At 35.9% G+C, this 21,019-nt stretch carries 17 protein-coding genes and 1 riboswitch; of the genes, 5 read left to right on the plus strand and 12 right to left on the minus strand.

The features are described from left to right. Entirely contained in the window at window positions 1–885 is an 885-nt protein-coding gene (locus tag NKG37_RS23130; protein ID WP_169188820.1) for a patatin-like phospholipase family protein, read from the minus strand. 328 nt (window positions 886–1,213) lie between these two features. On the opposite strand from NKG37_RS23130, the gene NKG37_RS23135 reads away from it, so the two are divergent. After that, window positions 1,214–1,456, plus strand: coding sequence for a hypothetical protein (locus NKG37_RS23135; protein ID WP_016204907.1), 243 nt, complete (start codon window positions 1,214–1,216; stop codon window positions 1,454–1,456). Between the two features lie 300 nt (window positions 1,457–1,756). On the opposite strand, the gene NKG37_RS23140 is transcribed toward NKG37_RS23135, so the two are convergent. Further along, window positions 1,757–2,137 (minus strand): VanZ family protein, encoded by a 381-nt coding sequence (locus NKG37_RS23140; protein ID WP_254415392.1) that lies wholly within the window; start codon window positions 2,135–2,137, stop codon window positions 1,757–1,759. A gap of 241 nt (window positions 2,138–2,378) precedes the next feature. Between NKG37_RS23140 and NKG37_RS23145 the strand changes: the two genes are divergently transcribed. Then, on the plus strand, window positions 2,379–3,494 hold the full coding sequence (locus NKG37_RS23145) for an IS4 family transposase (RefSeq protein WP_169188410.1): 1,116 nt from the start codon (window positions 2,379–2,381) through the stop codon (window positions 3,492–3,494). A gap of 213 nt (window positions 3,495–3,707) precedes the next feature. Here NKG37_RS23145 and vanY read toward each other — a convergent pair whose 3' ends face one another. From vanY to NKG37_RS23175, 6 genes are all read right to left on the minus strand, one after another. Continuing rightward, complete coding sequence (vanY, locus tag NKG37_RS23150) at window positions 3,708–4,628, minus strand: VanY-A/VanY-F/VanY-M family D-Ala-D-Ala carboxypeptidase (protein WP_254415393.1); 921 nt, start codon at window positions 4,626–4,628, stop codon at window positions 3,708–3,710. 95 nt (window positions 4,629–4,723) lie between these two features. Next, window positions 4,724–5,836, minus strand: a complete 1,113-nt coding sequence (locus NKG37_RS23155) for a HAMP domain-containing sensor histidine kinase (protein WP_169188821.1) — start codon at window positions 5,834–5,836, stop codon at window positions 4,724–4,726. After that, window positions 5,829–6,527, minus strand: coding sequence for a vancomycin resistance response regulator transcription factor, VanR-F/VanR-M family (gene vanR / locus NKG37_RS23160; protein ID WP_016204904.1), 699 nt, complete (start codon window positions 6,525–6,527; stop codon window positions 5,829–5,831). Before vanR ends, NKG37_RS23155 begins: the two co-directional genes overlap by 8 nt. A 457-nt stretch (window positions 6,528–6,984) precedes the next feature. Next, window positions 6,985–8,439: an Msr family ABC-F type ribosomal protection protein gene (locus NKG37_RS23165; RefSeq protein WP_254415394.1), complete on the minus strand. Its 1,455-nt coding sequence runs from the start codon at window positions 8,437–8,439 to the stop codon at window positions 6,985–6,987. A gap of 676 nt (window positions 8,440–9,115) precedes the next feature. Then, entirely contained in the window at window positions 9,116–11,668 is a 2,553-nt protein-coding gene (locus NKG37_RS23170) for a vitamin B12-dependent ribonucleotide reductase (RefSeq protein ID WP_254415395.1), read from the minus strand. A 483-nt stretch (window positions 11,669–12,151) separates the two neighbouring features. Further along, window positions 12,152–12,988: a lipoate--protein ligase family protein gene (locus NKG37_RS23175; RefSeq protein WP_016204899.1), complete on the minus strand. Its 837-nt coding sequence runs from the start codon at window positions 12,986–12,988 to the stop codon at window positions 12,152–12,154. 221 nt (window positions 12,989–13,209) lie between these two features. Between NKG37_RS23175 and NKG37_RS23180 the strand changes: the two genes are divergently transcribed. Beyond that, window positions 13,210–13,593 carry a rhodanese-like domain-containing protein gene (locus tag NKG37_RS23180; RefSeq protein ID WP_016204898.1) on the plus strand — a complete coding sequence of 128 codons (384 nt, stop codon included), beginning with the start codon at window positions 13,210–13,212 and terminating at the stop codon, window positions 13,591–13,593. A 117-nt stretch (window positions 13,594–13,710) separates the two neighbouring features. On the opposite strand, the gene gcvPB is transcribed toward NKG37_RS23180, so the two are convergent. Genes gcvPB through gcvT form a run of 3 tightly spaced genes read right to left on the minus strand, consistent with a single transcriptional unit; the run spans window position 13,711 to window position 17,666 of the window. Further along, window positions 13,711–15,168, minus strand: coding sequence for an aminomethyl-transferring glycine dehydrogenase subunit GcvPB (gcvPB, locus tag NKG37_RS23185; protein WP_254415396.1), 1,458 nt, complete (start codon window positions 15,166–15,168; stop codon window positions 13,711–13,713). Continuing rightward, window positions 15,161–16,507 (minus strand): aminomethyl-transferring glycine dehydrogenase subunit GcvPA, encoded by a 1,347-nt coding sequence (gcvPA, locus tag NKG37_RS23190; protein ID WP_101730837.1) that lies wholly within the window; start codon window positions 16,505–16,507, stop codon window positions 15,161–15,163. The genes gcvPB and gcvPA overlap by 8 nt, the downstream gene beginning before the upstream one ends. A 58-nt stretch (window positions 16,508–16,565) precedes the next feature. Continuing rightward, complete coding sequence (gcvT, locus tag NKG37_RS23195) at window positions 16,566–17,666, minus strand: glycine cleavage system aminomethyltransferase GcvT (RefSeq protein ID WP_016204894.1); 1,101 nt, start codon at window positions 17,664–17,666, stop codon at window positions 16,566–16,568. A 197-nt stretch (window positions 17,667–17,863) separates the two neighbouring features. Further along, window positions 17,864–17,951: riboswitch (glycine riboswitch) on the minus strand. Window positions 17,952–18,247: 296 nt separating this feature from the next. On the opposite strand from gcvT, the gene NKG37_RS23200 reads away from it, so the two are divergent. Together NKG37_RS23200 and NKG37_RS23205 are read left to right on the plus strand one after the other, a co-directional pair. Then, window positions 18,248–19,960, plus strand: coding sequence for a DEAD/DEAH box helicase (locus NKG37_RS23200; RefSeq protein WP_016204893.1), 1,713 nt, complete (start codon window positions 18,248–18,250; stop codon window positions 19,958–19,960). After that, a complete protein-coding gene (locus NKG37_RS23205; protein ID WP_169188825.1) occupies window positions 19,929–20,735 on the plus strand; it encodes a YqhG family protein in 807 nt (268 codons plus the stop codon). The genes NKG37_RS23200 and NKG37_RS23205 overlap by 32 nt, the downstream gene beginning before the upstream one ends. Window positions 20,736–20,800: 65 nt before the next feature. Here NKG37_RS23205 and NKG37_RS23210 read toward each other — a convergent pair whose 3' ends face one another. Then, complete coding sequence (locus NKG37_RS23210; RefSeq protein ID WP_016204891.1) at window positions 20,801–20,989, minus strand: YqzE family protein; 189 nt, start codon at window positions 20,987–20,989, stop codon at window positions 20,801–20,803. Window positions 20,990–21,019 lie beyond the last annotated feature (30 nt).

The raw sequence follows: 21,019 nt of genomic DNA on the forward strand, positions 1-21,019 counted from the left end.
TCAATAAGTCCATGTTTTAAAAAACTTTATCGCACAATCTCTTCCTAATTGAATAAGCTTTTCTTGATTTTCTTTCGTTAAGGAAAATTCTGTCGCCACTACTCCTTCTGTTGGTACAAAGATAATATTTTTTTCATGTTTTCGGGAAATATATCTAGAATCATGAGCATCTTTCATCGTTTCAAACATCGCTGCAAATAAATCGATTGCATTATGAATTTTATGTTTTGGATGCTCTTTGATATTATGGCTTAATTTAATTCCTAAAACGGGCCTTGTTTTCAGAACGTTCTCTTGATCGAATAGCCACATCGGGAAATTACTGAGCACACCTCCATCCACAATCACATTTTTATTTGACTTACTCCCAATTACTACAGGTTCAAAAAAATAAGGAAGACTACAGCTCATTCTAACCGCCTTTGCAATGGAAAAGGTTTGAGGGTTGATTCCGTATTTAAGCAAGTCATCTGGCAGAATCATTAATACTCCATTTGTAATATCTGACGCAATGAAACGTAATGATTGCGGAGGTATATCTGCAAATGTTCTTAATCCTTTTGCGGCTAATTTATCTGCTATCCACTTTTCTAATTCCTCTCCTTTATATAATCCCAACTTCCAATATAGAAAAAACCATTTCGCGAGTGGAAAGGGAATGAGCAATTTTCTTTCATCTAAAAAAGTGCTTAAATCCAGTTCCTCCAATAAATTAGCTATTTCTTTACTCTTATATCCTGCGGCAATTAAAGCTGCAACAATGGATCCAGCGCTCGTTCCTGCCAGTCTAGCAAAATGAAAACCTCGCTGCTCTACGACTTCATATGCCCCTACTAATGCTAACCCCTTAATTCCTCCACCGGAAAAGACTCCATCAATATACATACTTTTCCCTCCTTTTAACAACCAACTAAGACAATTGAAGACAAATGTAAGGAATTCTCCATCTCTATACTCAAATTTAGTATTTCGAAGGGGAAAATAGTACAACAGACAAGTTAAATGTTCACACATTTCCGTTCATTCAGTAGAAAACACAATAGAAAGATTGTTGTAAGTAGAGATAGGCGTTTATATCAAGCAAAAAAGGAAATAGACACATACACTATCCCGAAAGATGAAAGTGCACGCACTTTGTTTGTTCACAAACTAAAGATAATGTTTGAAATGGTGATAGTGCTAGAAGTTAGTTAGAAAAAGAGGAGGAGATTTTATGCAGAATCATTTCATTTATGCAAATGATGTGAGAAGAATACGTCCGGGCTTTGGAATCGGCAGACCGGGGTTTGGTTTTGGAAGACCAGGTTTTGGATTTGGCGGTGCTGGCTTAGGACTTGGTTTAGGTCTACTTGGTGGATTTGCTACTGGTGCTTTACTTGGTCCAGCACTATATGGAGGATATGGTTATCCACCATACGGATATGGGTATGGCATCCCGCCTTACGGTTATTATTGAGACCAACTTTCAGAAAATAGATACTAACATTTTCAATATATAGAAGGCTGTGCAGATTAGTTTGCACAGCCTTCTTCCGTACCTTTTTTATTCGATTTGATCAAATTGGATCTTTCTTTGTAAAGTATTGTTTAGTAGTCATTTAAAAATCGATAATTTTTCCAGGCGAAAACTTCATCAATAATGCCACTTTGGGAATTACTTTGGAGCTTCTGTTAGCTGATTTAACACTATTACCTAATTCACCGCATCCCCTTCCCATTTTGCTAAATAACGGTACAGTTCTTCTTTCTCGATATTCTAAATCTTCTGTTTTTCAACCATATCTCCATCTTGTTCAACGCCTGATGTATTAACTGTAAATTTACGATAAAGCTTGATCGCACCAAAGCCAATTAATCCCCCAGAGGTATTTAATAGTAGATCATCTACATCAAAAATTCCGAGTGAAAAAACGACCTGTAGACATTCCAAGGATAAACTTAAAATAAAGGATTGGCCTAATACACCTCTGAATGATATCCCCCTTTTTTTAGACAATAATACAAGAAATATTCCAAAAGGGATGAACGCTGCAATATTTCCAACAAAATTACTTAAATCATGCCAGCCCGATAGACTCTGAATATTAATAGATACTGTTTTTAATGGGATGAAATTGCCTCTTTGCAATTGGTACACGAGATTATCAGGGTTCCCAAGATTCCTCTGAAGTTGAGACATGAGGAAGGTCGTATCTCTCCAACGGAACTTAAATAGAATGATTTTAAATAATTCGCATCACTAGTGTTGCATTAATTTAATTTCACTATTAAAAATACTCGAAATGTTCACTTTTATTATTTTATGCATAGAAAAAGTCCTTTATAATGGATAAGTCAGGTGGTAACCCGTCCAAATCCACTAAAAAAGGACAAATCTCATGGACAAGATTACACGAAAAACTTCATTTGGACAATGGTTTTCGCCAATTAATCTTCAATTATTTGAAGAACAGGTGAAAACATTGAAATTAGATTGCTATACGAAAAAGTTAACGACAGAATCATTCCTAAAACTATTACTTTTTGCACAATTAGAAGAAGTTGAAAGTCTTCATGCGTTAAGTGATTGCCTTTTTGATGATCATCTTCAAAAGGAAATCGACCTTGATTCTATAAGCATTTCTCAGCTCTCGCGCCGTTTAAATGGTCTAAATCCAGATTTGTTTCAAAGACTTTTCCTTGATTTAGTCGGACAAATTCACGCCAAAACACACTACACAAAACTTGTCATGCCGTTAAAAATTATTGATTCAAGTACTTTGCCACTAAATTTGACCAATCATAAATGGGCGAAGTTCCGCAAAACTAAGGCAGGCGTAAAGTTACACTTACGCCTTGTATTTATGGAAAAGGGAGAATCCTATCCCGAAAAAGCCGTGATGACAACGGCAAGCGAACACGATCGTGGTCAACTTGAGATTATGGTTGACGATAAAGAATGCATGTATGTGTTTGACCGAGGTTATCTAGACTACGAGCGTTTTGATCGCATGACCGATGAAGGCTACTTTTTTCTTTCTAGGCTACGAAAAAACGCAGTCGTACGGGAGGTTTATGATTTTAAACTACCCAAGGATTCATCTGTTTTGTCGGATCAAATGGTGTTGATTGGTACAACTCAAAACCGAGCTGAAAACTATTTTCGACTTCTAAAAATAATAGATTCAAAAGGTAATGAACTTCATTTAATCACAAATCGTTTTGACTTAAGCGCCGAAGAAATATCGGAAATGTATAAATCACGATGGGCAATTGAGCTGTTTTTTAAATGGATTAAACAACATCTCAATATCAAGAAATTCTACGGTCAAAGTGAATGGGCGATTCAAAATCAAGTGTTTATCGCACTTATTGTTTTTTGTCTTCATGTTCTGGTACAACTCGAAACAAAAAGTAAGCGGAAAACCTTGCAAATTAGCCGTTATTTAAGGGCAGCATTGTGGAAACCAGCACATGTCTGGCTTCGCAAAATTGAAGGAAAAGCCATCCCTTAATCAACAAATTGTTGTCGTTGCACAGGTCTAATTGTAAATAAATTTCCAAATGGACAGGAGCCGCCTTTAGAAAGGTAATTACTTTTTTGGCTCTAAGTAGAGTAAACAATTAAACTGAAAATTATGACACTATTTACGCAACACTAGTGAATTCGCATATATAAAAGATAAAAAGTGCTAGTACGATAATTCTATGCATTATTTTCGATTTACTCATTTTTCCATCCTTTCCCTTTTTAAGTTAGTATTTGTTGATTCAGGAAGTACTGTGACAATTACACCATCCACGTTGTTGCCTGATATCTCATAACGAAGATTGTCCGGCACAAGAACATCAGTATTTTTTTTAACAGGATAATAAAAGATCTCATATTTTTCTCCGTTTACACTCGTAGAAAGTTTTTTTTCTTCTTTTAAGTAATCCAAATATTCTTCCAAAGCAAAATTCTTTTCCTCCATAATCGCACTATGCGGCAATCCAACATAGCGAATATGCCAAGGTTCATATTGAATTCCAGTAACTTCTGTTTTATCCTTTGGATAGCGTAAAATAAAGCCATATTTCCAAGCATTATCTTCTAACCACTGACCTTCAGGTGCTACCTCCATCTTCGTTAGAGTTGATCCCACATCAAGTGATAAACCTAAATTGTGTTCGCTATAGCCTGCAGGCAAAGCATAGTCAGAGCCCATTTCTTGATAAAGCACATTTTGCTCATCGAAGTCTCGAAAGCCACTATTAATTAAGAAATGGCGAACCCCCTCTTTTTCAGCAGCAGCTATCATTACCGAAAATTTACGGGCAACATCCTTTGACAATTTAATTTCGTTATCAAGCAACCCGTAACCAGTTGTTAATTCTCTATGCATAAATAAATTTACAACATCTGATTTTATACTCTCTTGGTGAACCGGATTTTCACTATTAACCAAAAGTAAATTTCCTTGAAAGATCTGTTCTTTCGTAATCGCTATCGTTTGGAAACCTTCAGAAGTCTCGCTATTATCTATAGGATCAATGTTATTTTTTTCATTTCCTTCAACTTCAACTTTATTTTGAATAGACCATTCTTTATTGACAAATACAAAACTCAGACATATTACTAACAACAATAAAAAACCCCACTTCTTCATTTCACGTTCCTCCTATTCTCTTCTAGAATAGGAAAAACTTTTTAAATAAAGAGTAGGGTAAAATTTAAATTTTTCTTAAATCCTTTATGAAAGATTTAAACTTGGTCAATTGGAACACTTTCTTGCGGTAAACGAACTTCAAATACAGTCCGTATTAAACTACTTTCAGCTGTAATCGTTCCATTATGTTGCTCCACAATATTCTTTGCAATGAATAAACCAAGACCTGTGCTATCTTCCTGGTGAGTACGTGCTTTATCACCGGTATAAAACATATCAAAAAGATAGGGAAGTTCATCCGCTGGAATACTATCTCCATAATTTACAACTTGAACAACCACTTCTTCTCCATCAACAAACCCGTTTATATCTACAAACTGACCATCGTATCCATAACGATTGGCATTGGTTAAAAGATTTTCAAACACACGAGCTAACATCTCCCCGTCACCCAAAATAGGTAAATGGGGTAAAATATTCATTCGAGCGATCAAATCATTTTTCTCAAAAACAGGATACAATTCTTCTTTTAATTGGAGAAGTAGGTCACTTAAATTAATTTGCCTTTTTTCAACTGGTAACATGCCATAGTTCATTCTAGTTATTTCAAATAATTCATCAATCAGTCTTTCTAACCGCTGCGATTTAGTAAAGGCAATCGTTAAAAAATGCCTGACTTGTTCTTTAGTCAACTTCTCATCTTTAAGGATTAAATCTAAATAACCTAAAACAGAAGTTAGTGGAGTCCGCAAATCATGGGCTAAATTTACAACTAATTGCTCCTTACTGTTTTCTGAAAAATCGCCTCTTTGTATGGCTTCTTCTAATTTTTCACTTGCCAGATTAATTGCTTGGGCAATATCTCCAAATTCATCATTTGAATGGATATAAACTCGATGTTTAAAGTTGCCACGAGCAAGATAAGTAATTCCATTTGATAATTCATTAAAATAGGTAGAATAGGGCTTAGTAAGTAAAAAGAAAAACACGAACGAAAGGGAAATAAATAGTATAAAAAAGAAGTTAAAGTCTCCGATACTGCCTATGAATTGACGAAGTTCAGCTAACGGGTCACCTCGACGAACAGTTGCATGATAATAAAGCTGTAGTCCTTTAAAGAATAAGTAAGTTATTATACCACCGAGAAGCATACTTAGACCAAATAATACGATTATTTTAGCGCGAAAACTGCGTATAAATTTAGCCATTGAATGTATACCCCACTCCCCAAACGGTTTTGATTAGCTTGTTTTTCCGCTTATCTTCTCCAAGTTTTTTCCTTAGGGTGCGAATATGTACCATTACCGTATTAGCCCCTTCAAAGTATGCATCCCCCCACACTATCTGAAAAATATTTTCTACACTATAAACTTTCTTTGGATGACTAGCTAATAAATACAGAATGTCAAACTCTTTTGGCGTTAGCTCGACTGTTTCACCATATAGCAAAACTGTACGTTGATCAGGAGAGATCACTATTTCACCAAATTCCAAAATAGTTTTCTTATCCGCTACTTTGGGTTGATTCAACTTCATAAAGCGCCGCAATTGCGCATTCACACGTGCAACCAATTCGATTGGCGTAAATGGTTTAGTCATATAATCATCTGCCCCAATCACTAGTCCATGTACCTTATCGAAATCAGAGGTTCTTGCACTCAAAAAAATAATAGGCATATTATATTGTTCTCGAATCTGACGGGTTACTTCATATCCATCCATTTTCGGCATCATAATATCCAAAATCAGCAAATCAATTGATTGAGCCTGGGTAACATGTATAACTTCTTGGCCATCATGTACTTTAATGACATTATATCCTTCCTTTTCTAGATGAATTGCGACTAGATCAGCTATCTCCTCCTCATCATCAGCAATTAAAATTGAAATTTGTTTCATTTATTCCACTCCATTATCAAGTTATGTGCGGGTATTTTCATTAAACCTAATAGCTAAGCACTTCAAAAAATCCGTTGTTTTGGTAGTATGCCTTATCAACAGTATCTTAACTAACATGGATATTTTAGAGCCTGTAATTTATTTTCTATTATTTTCTTTTTATTTTCAAGAATAGAGCCCGTTTGCAATAATCAAATCCAAAAGGTGTTTCTCCTCATCTTTTTTATAAATATCGTAGCTATATAATAAGGTTAAAATCACCTCGTTAACCCATATTTCACCAAAAAAATAAAGTGAAACTTCCATCAGTGGGGATTTTCCTTCATCCCCCACTGCTGTTTAGTTGCACTGACTCGACTTTTACGGGAGCTTTATCGATTTTCCGCAACTTTCGGTCGGGTCTGTCCGTTAAGAGCGGAATAAAAAACCGCCGAATTCTAACGGCTAATTTTCCCACTCATTTTTGTATCAATTTTTTCTTATGAATATTCAATTGCAAGTCTGCTACATTTTTTATACATTGTTGATCATGTGAAACAAAAAGTATGGTGCCTTCATATCCCGTAATAAAGGTTTCTAATGCTTCAATGGCATAGATATCTAAGAAATTAGTTGGTTCATCTAACAATAAAATATTATATTCTCCTAAGAATAGCAGACAAAGTTGAAGGCGAATAGCTTCGCCACCACTTAGTGACTTTACACTTTTTTGTAAATCTGTACCAACAAACTGCATTAAGTGCAAAACACTTCGTAAAAATGTTTCATCATATCCTGAACGATTTTTTACGAAATGCAGAACTGTTTCATTATTAGTGAATTGATAACTCATTTGCTTGAAATATCCTATTTTTGCTTTTGGAGAAATTATCAGGTCATTACCTTTATTCGCAATATGATCTAGCAATGTACTTTTTCCACTGCCATTTTTGCCTGTAATCGCAATTTTTTTCCCAAGCGGTAGCTGAAAGCTAACATCTTTTACTAATACTTTATTCTCAACTTGAAGTGTAAAGCGGTCAGCCATAATCGGGAACTTGTTATGCAATTCTGTAGCTTTCGTTTGACGGAAAACAATTGGTCTATTTTCACTTACAGCTTCGACTTCTTGAAGTTTTTCCATTCGATTCTCAATAGCTTTAGCTGCACGCTGCATTGCTTTTGCACTCGTACCTTTGGACTTTGTCATAAACGACTTGTTCGGTAAGGCACTCGCTTCCCTTTTTGACATCCTCCCTGCTTGAGCAACCTTTTGTGCTTTTTTCATTTTTTCTTGTGCTGCTTTTTCAAGCCTGCTCTTTTCTTTTACGAATTGTTCATGAGCTTGCTGTTGTTGCTCACGTTCTAACTGCTTTTGGACCACGTATTCACTATAATTTCCTGAATAAACCTGGACCTTGCCTTCATGAATTTCCCAGATTGTCGTTACTAATTCGTCTAGCACTCTACGATCATGACTAATTAATACTAGCGCTCCATAATAATAACGAAGTTCCTCTAAAAAAAAGGAAATACCCTCTTGATCCAAATGTGTGGTCGGCTCATCAATTAGCAATCCTTCGTAATAATTGGTAAACAACTGAGCAAGCTTCATCCTTGTCTGCTCTCCACCACTTAACTGAACCGCATCTTTTGGGATATCTAATTTTCCAAGTAATACCGGATCGGCTCCAAGAGATGTCGGTGCTTCAAGCTGCTCAAAATATCCATATTCAACATGACGAGACACTCTCCCTTTTGTGGGTTGTATCTTACCTGCCAATAATTTCAATAGTGTACTTTTTCCTACACCGTTCTTACCAACAATCCCGATTCGGTCAAATTGGTGAATAGCTAAACGGTTGATCTTTAAGATTTCCTTATCTAAATAGGCTAATTCAACATTTTCTAATTCAAAACAGATTTTTTCCATATTTGCTACCTCCCGAAATTTTATCATTTCGTATCGATAGCAAGGATCGATACGAGCTTCTGGACTAAGCTCGTATCAATAAAAAAGTAACATACACATTTGAAACCCCTCCATCTACATTTAGATAAAACAAAAAATCACAGACACCATGTCTGTGATTTAGAGTAAAGGGAATTGCCCATCTTAATTAAAGTAGAAGCACGAAGGTAAATGTCACCATATAAGCTTCTCTCTTAGCGAAGAAAATTACACAAAAATGAAGAAAAGCAGAATAATCCCTTTCTTCAAAGAAGATAAATATAATTAAAAGAAGATTATTAAAAAGGACAGACTTATCCCGTTTACTCTGTGTATACAAACAGAGTCTTTGACCGTATTCAATTACTGGTTCAAAGTTAGGGTCCATAGTCTAGGTATCATTTTTAATAATCCTCCTTATATTTTAAAAGTACAACATTTATTCTAAAGAGACTTGTAGAAAAAGTCAATCGGTAAATACAGTCCAATACCTTTCTCCAGCTTTTTTTCTATTGATGATGAACGTTTGCATTTAAACATTCTTGCAAACACCTTTCCATTTTCCAGAAATACAAAAATCCTCTTTAGTAAAGGAACCAAAGAGGATTTTTTCCATAAAACTTGATTTTAAAGCAACACTTCTATCTCTATTAACGAATCACAAACCACACTTTAATTGCGTGTTACAATTCGTACAAGTGTTACAGCCACCGATTTCTTCGACAACACCTTTGCGACATACAGGACATGTATCACCAATTTCTGATCCAATCGTTACATTCGTTGATTTCAATTCATTGATAGTATCTACAAGAACTACATGTGGTTCTTCACGTTTTTGTGGTTGAGCTTCTTCAAATGTGTTTTCTTCCGCTTTTAAGGTTAATACTTGACTATCGCGTGAGCCATCTACATAAACGGTACCGCCTTTAGCTCCACCACGATATAATCTTTCATATACTTTTTGAACTTGTTCTACACTGTATCCTTTTGGTGCATTTACCGTTTTACTAATCGAACTATCAATCCATCTTTGAATGATACATTGAACATCAGCATGTGCTTCTGGAGCTAAATCCATTGCAGCAACGAACCACTTTGGAAGATTATTTGGATCTGCTTCTGGGTGTGCATCTAAATATTCTTGCACAATATCTGCTTTCACTTCGATGAATTTTCCTAGTCTTCCACTTCTGAAATAAGAGAAGGAAAAATATGGTTCAAGACCAGTTGATACACCAACCATCGTTCCTGTACTTCCTGTTGGAGCGACTGTTAATAAATGAGAATTGCGGATACCATATTGAAGAATATCCTCTCTAATGTCTTCAGGCATTTTTCTCATGTAGCCCGTATGGATAAAGGCGTTACGTAGTTTCGCTTCATCTTCTCTTGTCTCAGCCTTCAAGAATGGGAAGCTACCTTTCTCTTTTGCTAACTCAATCGATGCTCTATAAGCAGTAGTAGCAATCGTTTCAAACACTTTGTCTACTAAAACATTGCCTTCTTCACTGCCGTATTCTGTTTCACAGTAAATTAGTAAATCATGAAGTCCCATTACCCCAAGACCTACACGACGTTCCCCAAGAGCTTGTTTCTTATTTTCTTCCAGGAAATAAGGTGTCGCATCGATTACGTTATCTTGCATTCTTATGCCAACTTCTACTGTTTTCTTTAGTTTTTCAAAGTTAACTGTTTTCTTTTCCTTATCTGCCATTTCTGCAAGATTAACAGCAGCTAAATTACATACGCTAAATGGTGCTAATGGCTGCTCTCCACATGGGTTTGTCGCCACAACTTTTTGACCATAGCTAGTTGCATTTGTCATTTCATTCGCATTATCAATAAAGAAAATTCCTGGTTCCGCAGAATATGTTGCACAAATATTAATTAAGTTCCATAATTCTTTTGCTTTAATTTTGCGATAAACACGGACTTTATTTCCAGCTGCCAGCCATTCTCTTACATCGCCAACTTTATGCCATTCTTCGTTGTAATGCTGCATTTGTTCTTTATCATAACTTTCTACATCAGGGAAACGTAATTCATAATCTTCGTCTTTTTCCACTGCTTCCATAAATTCATTTGTTAAGCAGACAGAAATGTTTGCCCCTGTTAAAAATTCAGATTGATGAACAGTATAAGTACCGCCACTTGATAGCTTTTCTTCTGCATCACGGAAAATCCCCTCGTTAAAACCACCTTGACCGGGAATATTTTTATAATTTAGAATCCCTTGATACATAGAACGCTCTTGTTCTGTAAACGGAGTAAATTTCAATTTATCTTGTGCATGCTTTTTAATCGTTTCATCTTGTGTATTTTCAATCAAGAAACGTAAAATTCGGGGGTTTTGCATTTTCGAAATAATGAACTCAATAATGTCCGGATGCCAGTCAGTTAGCATAATCATTTGAGCACCACGACGGCTTCCGCCTTGTTCTACTAAATGCGTTAGCTTCGCAATATCATCCAACCAAGAAACAGAACCAGATGATTTACCATTAACGCCTTTTGCTAATGTGTTGCGAGGTCTTAAAGTCGATCCATTTGTTCCAACTCCGCCACCACGACTCATGATTTCCATAACCTGTTTACGGTGCTCGGAAATACCTTCTCTTGAATCCTGGACAAACGGCATTACATAGCAGTTAAAGTAAGTAACGTCTGTACCTGCTCCTGCACCATATAATACACGTCCTGCTGGAATGAAGTTTAAGTTAACAAGTTCACTGTAAAACTTTTGGAACCATTCTTGTCTTTTTTCTTCCGTTTTTTCTACTGATGCAAGTCCAGTAGCATTTCGCTTTGCAATTTGCTCGTAATATATTTCTAACGGTTTTTCAATAATATCTAATGAACGAACGATTACCCCAGTTTGTGCCTCTTCTCCTTCTAGAACTCCACGATAATCCTCTTCCACTAATACTTTTGCTGTATTTAAAATATGATCAATTTCTTGAATAAATCCTAATCCCCTTGCTGGAAACTTAGGATCTTCTTTAATTGTTAAAACAACGAAATCGCCAGCAGATAACGTAATTTTCTCTGTATCTTTATACGTATAACGGTCAAGCATGACAAGTCGAGAAACGCCTTTATGAGTTAGTTTCATATCTGGAGTAATCGAATGAACCTCCGGAAATAACGCGATATCCTTATTCAGCTTTTCAATATCTACCTGCAAACTTTGACTTAACATTACTGACATACACACAACCCCTTCATTTATATAAAAGTAGAGCTGATACTAATAGTTGATGAAAATAAACTTCGTATATAAATCTATCATTAGATATCTAGCATTTTTAGTAATACCCTTAAACTATCACAACAAACACATAAAATCAATATATAGTATCCAATACAAAACACATACCCATATATTGTATCTCCTTTGTATATCTGCCAATTTGTCAAATGACGAAATAAAGTAAATTTTAAAGAAAAAGAAAGAGAAACATCGATTATTTAATATAAAAAAAGAAATTTCGTCCTTTTTCGTCCTTGCTAAATAAAAGAAGGGATAATCCATTGATATAAGCCTGTTTATCTAAAAATTTGCTCTCTCAAAAAAGTTTTCGACAATCAAAAATGAGACTGCATCTTTGCTTTTTTTTCTTTTAAACAGTACTGTTCACACAAATAAAACACGAAATTCAAAAAAAGTATTTCGTGTTTAAATGCGATATTTTTATCGTCTAAAATTCCACTCATTACTATCATATTTTTCTTTCGCTATTTTTTCTACATATTCTAGTTCTTCATTTGTTAATTGATAATTCTCTAATTGAATATGCAAACCTTCCTCAAAGCCTTTTTTAAACGCTTCTTTTGCCATATCAATCGTAATATTTCTTGAAGTTAAATCATTAATCGCCACAGCTTTGCTCTTAAATGCTTTTTGCATTCTTTCTTTAACCCGGTCATTTGGATACTTAAATAGTCGAAATAACTTGTCCTCATCTAAATCTAGTAAAATCGAACCGTGCTGCAAGATGACACCTTGCTGTCTTGTCTGTGCGCTTCCCGCAACTTTTCTTCCTTCTACTACTAATTCATACCAGCTAGGAGCATCAAAGCATACAGCAGACCTTGGACTTTTCAAATTATTTTTCTGTTCTTCCGTTTTTGGAACAGAAAAATAGGCATCTAAATCTAGAAAATGAAATCCTTTTAAAATGCCTTCTGAAATTACTCGATATGCCTCGGTTACTGTTTTTGGCATATGAGGATGTTCTTCTGAAACAATCACACTGTAAGTCAATTCATGTTCATGCAGAACACCTCTACCGCCTGTTGGTCTTCTCACAAATCCAAGCCCTAGTTCTTTGACCGCTTCTAAATCAATTTCTTTCTCTACCTTCTGAAAATATCCAATAGATAAAGTAGCAGGATTCCAGCCATAAAAACGGATCACCGGCGGAAAAACTCCTTTAGAATGCCATTCTAATAACGCTTCGTCTAATGCCATATTAAAAGAAGGAGAGTGATTGCCTGAATCAATAAATCTCCATGTTTCTTTTACCATAATGAACCCTCTTTTTCTATGTATGATGTACATTAAATCCTTACTAAGGATATCAAAAAGAAAGGATATTTAAAAGTAACTTGCACAAATGAAGAATTATTCTTTCTATTAATCCCAAATAGCATAGGAATGTTAATGATATTGTAAGTATTTACTTTACTACTATAAGGGTTGATAGATATAATAGAGATAGTGTAAGTAATTGAAAGGAGAAATGAGAATTGACAACGATTTATACTCTTCTCATCATTTTAGTCGCATTCCTTGTGTATTCCTTAGTGATGTGGCTGTATCAGCGCCGAATTGTAAAAACTGTTAACCAAGATGAATTCCGTCAAGGTTACAGAAAGGCACAGTTAATTGATGTACGTGAACCAAACGAATATGAGGCTGGACATGTGCTTGGCGCAAGAAACATTCCACTATCACAACTAAAAATGAGAAAAAGTGAAATCCGTCCTGATAAACCAGTATATCTATACTGTCAAAATGGGATGAGAAGCGGAAGAGCTGCTCAATTTCTAAATCGAAAAGGTTATAAAGATTTAACCCAATTAGAAGGCGGATTTAAAAAGTGGACAGGAAAAATTAAAGCAAAAAAATAATAATATTCTTTTAGGAATTATTATATAGAAGAAGCTGATGCCCATTAAATTGGAGACATCAGCTTTTTTATTCGTTAAACTTTTTTTAAAAAGGCAACTTAGCTTCAAACAGATGCATTATTTTGTATAACGAAGAATTGGCTTTCTCGCTGCCAATGTCTCATCTAAGCGACCGATTACCGTCGTATGAGGAGCTTCCTGAACTATTTCAGGTGTTTCTTCTGCCTCTTTTGCAATTTGAATCATCGCTTCAATAAAGCTATCTAATGTTTCTTTCGATTCTGTCTCTGTCGGTTCTATCATAATACATTCCTCCACATTAAGAGGGAAATAGATAGTTGGTGGATGATACCCAAAATCAAGCAGTCTTTTGGCAATATCAAGAGTTCGTACTCCTAATTTTTTTTGTCTTCTTCCACTTAAAACAAATTCATGTTTACAATGACGATCAAATGGTAAGTCATAATACGCAGACAGACGACGCATCATGTAGTTAGCATTTAACACCGCGTTTTCTGTAACAGCCTTTAAGCCATCAGGACCCATTGATCCTATATAAGTGTATGCACGTACATTAATCCCAAAGTTGCCATAAAACGGCTTAACTCTACCAATTGATTGCGGTCTGTTGTAATCTAGTACGAATTCTCCTCCTACTTTTGACAAAACTGGCTTTGGTAGGAAAGGAATTAAATCTGCTTTCACACCTACTGGCCCTGAACCAGGTCCCCCGCCACCATGCGGGCCCGTGAATGTCTTATGCAAGTTCAAATGAACAACGTCAAAGCCCATATCACCAGGTCTAGCTTTAGAAAGAACGGCATTTAAATTGGCACCATCATAATATAATTTTCCACCGGCATTATGAACAATTTCAGCCATTTCTAAAATATTTTCTTCAAAAAGTCCTAACGTATTAGGATTTGTTAACATTAACGCCGCTGTATCTTCTCCTACTACTCGCTTTAAATCATCTAGATCGACGAGTCCATGTTCATTGGATTTTACTGTAATTGTTTCTAAACCAGCAACTGTCGCTGATGCAGGATTAGTTCCATGTGCAGAATCGGGAACAATTACTTTCGTGCGATGAGTGTCTCCATTTGCTTCATGGTAGGCTCTAATCAGCATTAATCCAGTCCACTCACCATGCGCACCCGCAGCTGGCTGCAATGTCACTTCATCCATACCTGTGATTTCCACAAGATGCTGTTGTAAATCATACATTAGCTCTAATGCACCTTGTACAGATGACTCTTCTTGCAAAGGATGAATATGGGCAAATCCATTAAATCTTGCCACATTTTCATTTATTTTCGGATTATATTTCATCGTACAAGAACCTAATGGGTAAAAGCCAGAATCCAATCCATGATTTCGTTTAGATAGAGCAGTATAGTGGCGCATAATATCTAATTCAGATACTTCTGGTAGTTCTGGATTTTCTTCTCTTATATAATCATTCGGCAACAGCTGATTAAGATCTACTGCTGGAATATCCATCTCTGGTAAACTATAACCTATTCTGCCTGGTGTACTGCTTTCAAAGATAAGAGGCTGATTTTGATTAGACATGATAATCCTCCATTTCTGCAACGAATTCATCAATTTCTTCTTTTGTACGTAATTCCGTAACGGCAATTAGCATATGATTTTCTAGTTGTTCAAAGTCTCTTCCTAAATCATAGCCACCGATCATACCTATTTCTAATAATGCACGGTTAATAGCTGAAATAGAGGAATTACATTTAATAATAAATTCATTAAAAGATGGACCTTCAAAAATTATTTCAAATCCAGCTTCCCTTAATTTCGTTTTTGCATAATGAGCTTTCTGTATATTCGCAATCGCCATTTCCTTCACCCCGTGCTTACCGAGTGCAGTCATAGCTACAGAAGCAGCTAAAGCATTAAGTGCTTGGTTGGAGCAAATATTAGAAGTGGCCTTATCACGGCGAATATGCTGCTCTCTCGCCTGAAGTGTGAGCACAAATCCTCTTTGACCATTCTCATCTAGCGTTTGTCCTACTAAACGACCAGGAACCTTACGCATTAATTTAGACGTTACTGCGAAATAACCACAGTGCGGTCCACCAAAGCCCATTGGAATGCCAAAAGGTTGTGCATCACCAACTACGATATCTGCCTGAAACTTTCCTGGTGGCGTCAGTGCTCCTAAAGCTAAAGGATTGCTTGAGACAACAAATAATGATTTATGAGCATGAATAATTGCTTCTAAATCCTTCAGCGGTTCCACTCTTCCAAAAAAGTTTGGATACTGGATCATAACTGCTGCAACTGTATCATCCACCATTGCCTCTAGCGCATCTAAATCTGTTATGCCTTCCTTATGAGGAACCTCTACTACTTCGATATACTGACCCTTTGCATAAGTTTTCACTACTTCTTTTGCTTCTGGATGAATTGTACTTGATACAAGGATCTTTTTTCGTTTCGTCGTACCCGCACTTAACATACCTGCCTCTGCTAATGCAGTTGCTCCGTCGTACATAGAAGAGTTAGCTACGTCCATTCCTGTCAGTTCACCTATCATTGTCTGAAATTCAAAAATTGCTTGTAATTCCCCTTGTGAAATTTCTGGTTGATATGGGGTATAAGCTGTATAAAATTCAGAGCGTGATAAAACATGATCTACAATAACAGGTGAATAATGATCATAAACACCAGCTCCAAGAAAAGAAACATTTGCTTTTGCATCCGCATTTTTTTGGGCAAGCTTTGTTAATTCTTTCAATAAAGCAGATTCACTTTTTGCAGGCTTAATTTGATAGTCTCCTTGAAAGCGTACTTTTTCTGGTATATCTGAAAATAATTCTTCTACTGAACTTACACCAATTACTTCAAGCATTTCCTTTTGATCTTGAACCGTCATCGGTAAATAGCGATGCTTCATTCGTTTTTCCCCCAGTCATTAGCCCATTTGTTTTTCATGTAGAAAAAAGCTTAAAAAGTTATTTGCTTTTATAAAAAGGCGTTTTTATAACTTTCGCCTTCAAATATTTCCCTCTTATTTCTACTTCCACTTCTGTATCTATTGCAGCATAATCAACTTGGATTAATGCAAGCCCGATGTTTTTCTTTAATGTTGGCGACTGTGTACCAGTAGTAACTCCCCCGATACAAGACCCATTTGCATATACTTTATAACCATGGCGTGGAATTCCTCTGTCCAGCATTTCAAGTCCAACTAGTTTTCTAGTTAAGCCTTCCTCTTTTTGCTTCACTAAAGCTTCCTTCCCAATAAAGTCAGCTGCTTTGTTTAATTTGACTGCAAAACCAATCCCTGCTTCCAAGGGTGTAATGTCCGCTGATAACTCTTGACCATATAAAGCAAGTGTTGCTTCAAATCGCAAAGTGTCCCTTGCACCTAAACCGCAAGGAAGAACGCCTAACGGTTCTCCTACTGTCAATATTTCCTTCCATAAACCTTGTGCATCTTCGCTTTGACAATAGATTTCGAATCCATCTTCACCAGTATAGCCAGTACGTGACAGGAGAACTTCTTTACCTGCTAAAGTCACCTTATTTTGAAAATGAAAATATTTAATTGAAGCATAATCAACAGCAGGATTTATTTTTTTTAGCACTTCTTCAACTAGTGGCCCTTGCAGCGCTAATTGAGCAAAATCTTCTGACAAATTAGTTAAGGTAACTTCGCCACTCACTTGATTTTGGAGCCATTCAAAATCCTTTTCGATATTTGATGCATTCACCACTAATAAGTAGTGATTATCTGCTAGCTTATATGTTAATAAATCATCTACTGTCCCACCATTTTCATAACACATCGCAGAATATTGGGCAGCACCTGTTTGTATTTTTTCTATGTCATTTGTAAGTACTTTTTGGAGAAAGTCTAGACTATCTATCCCCGTTACTTCAATCTCGCCCATATGGGATACATCAAATAAGCCCGCTTTTGTACGAACAGCCTCATGCTCCTGTTTAATGCCGGAAAATTGAACAGGTAAGTTCCAGCCTCCAAAATCGATTGTCTTTCCACCATACTCTTTATATACCTCATATAACGGTGTTTGTTTTAATAAAGTCAATTAACAGCACTCCAATCCCTTATGTATTAGACATTCTCATTTATTGCAGTCAAAAAATTGCAACAAAAAAAGACAGAAACCCCCCTTTATAAAAGTAAGGTCTCTGTCCTTGCACCTGAAAGTTTACCGATTATCACCATAACCGGCTGTCCCCTTTGGTGGCTTACGCGGTTCTTTGTAAGCACTCTCCAGAGCTGCGTCCAAATAGAGTTCTTTTGCCTGAGAGATTCACAAAATTGTTTGCTCCTTCGGCGCTACGAATGTAGTCTCTCCCCTATTTCTCATCCGCGATTCATAAAATTTTCTCAATTGGTCATACTAAATACTACCGGAAATAATGGTTGTTTAGTGAGATTAGTAAAACACGATCATTTTTTATTTATTTCCCTTTTAATGTTCATGTTTTTTTCAAATATAAATAAATTGTGACAAAATTAAAAACTTTTTTACCCTTTTATCCTAACATCCGAATGAAAAGGTGGCAATATATTTTTGTGTTTTACTAGCTTTCTTTTTTCATTCCTTTTTATACATACATAATATGTCTACAACCAAATGAAATCAGAAAGGAAGAATACGATATGACCCTGCAAATTAATTTTGATGATTCATGGAATAATCAGTTATTAAAACGAATTTCAGATGATGGTCCATGGGCAAATTGGGAATTATATAAGCTTGCTGTAGAAGTAGAACAACATAATATCATACCAAACTTCGAAGGTCTCCAAGCCCCCAAATACCTATCTGACCTTTCTCCTTTGCCTCACCAATTAGAAGTTGCCAAAAAGGTAATAGAAGATATGAATGGAAAAGCCATCTTGGCAGATGAGGTTGGGCTTGGTAAAACAATTGAAGCAGGATTAATTCTCAAAGAATATATGATTCGTGGATTAGTAAAAAAAGTGTTAATTTTAGTTCCGGCTTCTCTTGTAACACAATGGGCTTTTGAGCTAAACAGCAAGTTCTACATTCCTGCTATGGTTCAGCGCAAGAGCTATGTATGGGAGCAATGCGATATTGTCGTATCGTCTATTGATACAGCAAAAAGACAGCCTCATCGAGATATCATATACAACCTGGATTATGATTTGGTGATTATTGATGAAGCCCATAAACTGAAAAATAATAAAACGAAAAACTATGAGTTTGTCCAAAATTTAAAAAAGAAATTCTGTTTGCTATTAACAGCTACTCCTATCCAAAACAGAATTAGCGAAATCTTTAATTTAGTCTCTTTACTAAAGCCTGGTCATCTTGGCAGCGAATCAGCATTCTATGAAAAATATAAAAAAGATGCACGCTCCATTGATGATGACGAGAATTTAAAAGCATTAGTCAATAAAGTAATGATAAGAAACAGACGCCATGATACAGGGATCGAATGGACAAAACGAATTGTCGAAGCAGTTCCTATTCAATTTACGGAAGAAGAAAGAGCATTATATGAAGGCTTAGTTAATTTAAAAACAGAAAACTATCTTTCTAATAATACCGAAAATAATCGAAGTCCTTTTTCGATGATTACTTTACAAAGAGAGGCATGTTCAAGCAGGGAAGCTGTCTATTATACCCTTCAAAATATGATGAAGAAAGTGGAAAATCCTACACCACAATTTCAACAAAGAATACAGGAACTTGTGAAAAAAGTAGAAGCGGTTCAACAAAATTCGAAAGCAAACAAGGCATTAGAGCTTATTAAGAAAATTAACGATAAAGTAATCATCTTTACCGAATATCGGGCCACTCAATTATATTTACAATGGTTTTTAAAGCAGCATGGCATCACTTCTGTTCCCTTCCGCGGCGGCTTTAAACGCGGCAAAAAGGATTGGATGAGAGATCTGTTCCAAAATCATGCGCAAGTATTAATAGCAACAGAGGCTGGTGGAGAAGGTATTAACCTTCAATTTTGCCACCATATAATTAACTTTGATTTGCCATGGAACCCGATGAGACTAGAGCAAAGGATAGGACGTATCCATCGACTTGGTCAAAAAGAAGATGTAAAGATTTATAATTTCGCTATTAAAGATACAGTTGAAGATCATATTTTAAAATTACTTTACGAAAAAATCCATCTTTTCGAAAAAGTAATTGGGGAACTAGACGATATTCTTACAAAGCTAGATTTTGGCAATATGGATGACTATATGATTGATATCTTCTCCCATTCTAAATCAGAGGGAGAAATGAAAATCAAAATGGATAATTTAACGAGCATGATTGAATTTGCACAGAATATGAAGGAAGGTGAAGCATATGAAGCAGCAGGAAATTCATCAATTTCTTGAACGATTTTTCAGCGCGAATGATTGTGAAATAGTAGAGAATAAACTTGGTTATCTAACCGTACAACTTACCATTGAGATGGATAAAGAGTTAATGAATCGCCCTTTTTATTGGCATTATCTTGAAAAGACTGGCGGCACACCAAACCCTGCCAGTCTTACCCTCATCACAAATCCAAAGCTTGCACCAGACGATATAAAGGGCGAATTAATTCATTTTGGCTCTCCTCGTCTTCATCAGCTTTTTGCTTCTGCTAAAAATTTATCGAAGTATATACGTTTATACGAAAAAAAAACAGGGCAAGGTCAGCAACAAACATCATTAAAACCTTGGCTAGCCCTTAATGTGAAAATATCGTATCAATGTGACAGAAAACGGGATGTGTTTCAATCAATTGGGCTACAGCTAATCAATGGTCAAATAGCAACAGATTTTCAAGCAAAGATTGAGAAGATGAATCTTTCTGCCAAAATTCCCGATTATGCGTTTACCCTTTCTCCGTTAATTATGCCAAAAAGCGGGATAACAAGAATTGAAAATATGATAAAACAATCTTTATTAGCAGAAGATCATACATGGGCAGAAGAAGCGCAAGAAAGATGGAAAAAGGATTTAGAATTGCTAGAGCATTTTTATGAAGATATGGAAGACATGGAGGAAGAACAAGAAACATTGGAGACGGAAAGATTAGCTCTACAGGAGCAGTATGAACCAAAGATTAATATTTCGATTATTAATGGCGGGCTATTCTATTTAGCTTCAGAAGCTGTTTCCTAAACCATAATCATGAAAAAAGGAGCAGATTTATGCTTTAATAAGCTAAATCCACTCCTTTTCATAACCTATCTTCTTACCTTTCTACGCTTAAAGCTAAATATAATTAAATAAGGTAAAACTCCAAACCATCTCAGCATAAATGGCTCTTTCAGCCCTTTTCTTTCCGCTCTTAACTTTTGCCTTTCTTCTTTAGGCTGATCCATATACTGGACAAATGTTTGGGTCAAATACTTCACATAATCATTGGTATTCATCTAATCACCTACTCTAGCATTTGTACTAGG

Source organism: Niallia sp. RD1 (genome assembly GCF_024219955.1).
In the GTDB taxonomy this organism is placed as follows: Bacteria; Bacillota; Bacilli; order Bacillales; family Cytobacillaceae; genus Niallia; species Niallia alba.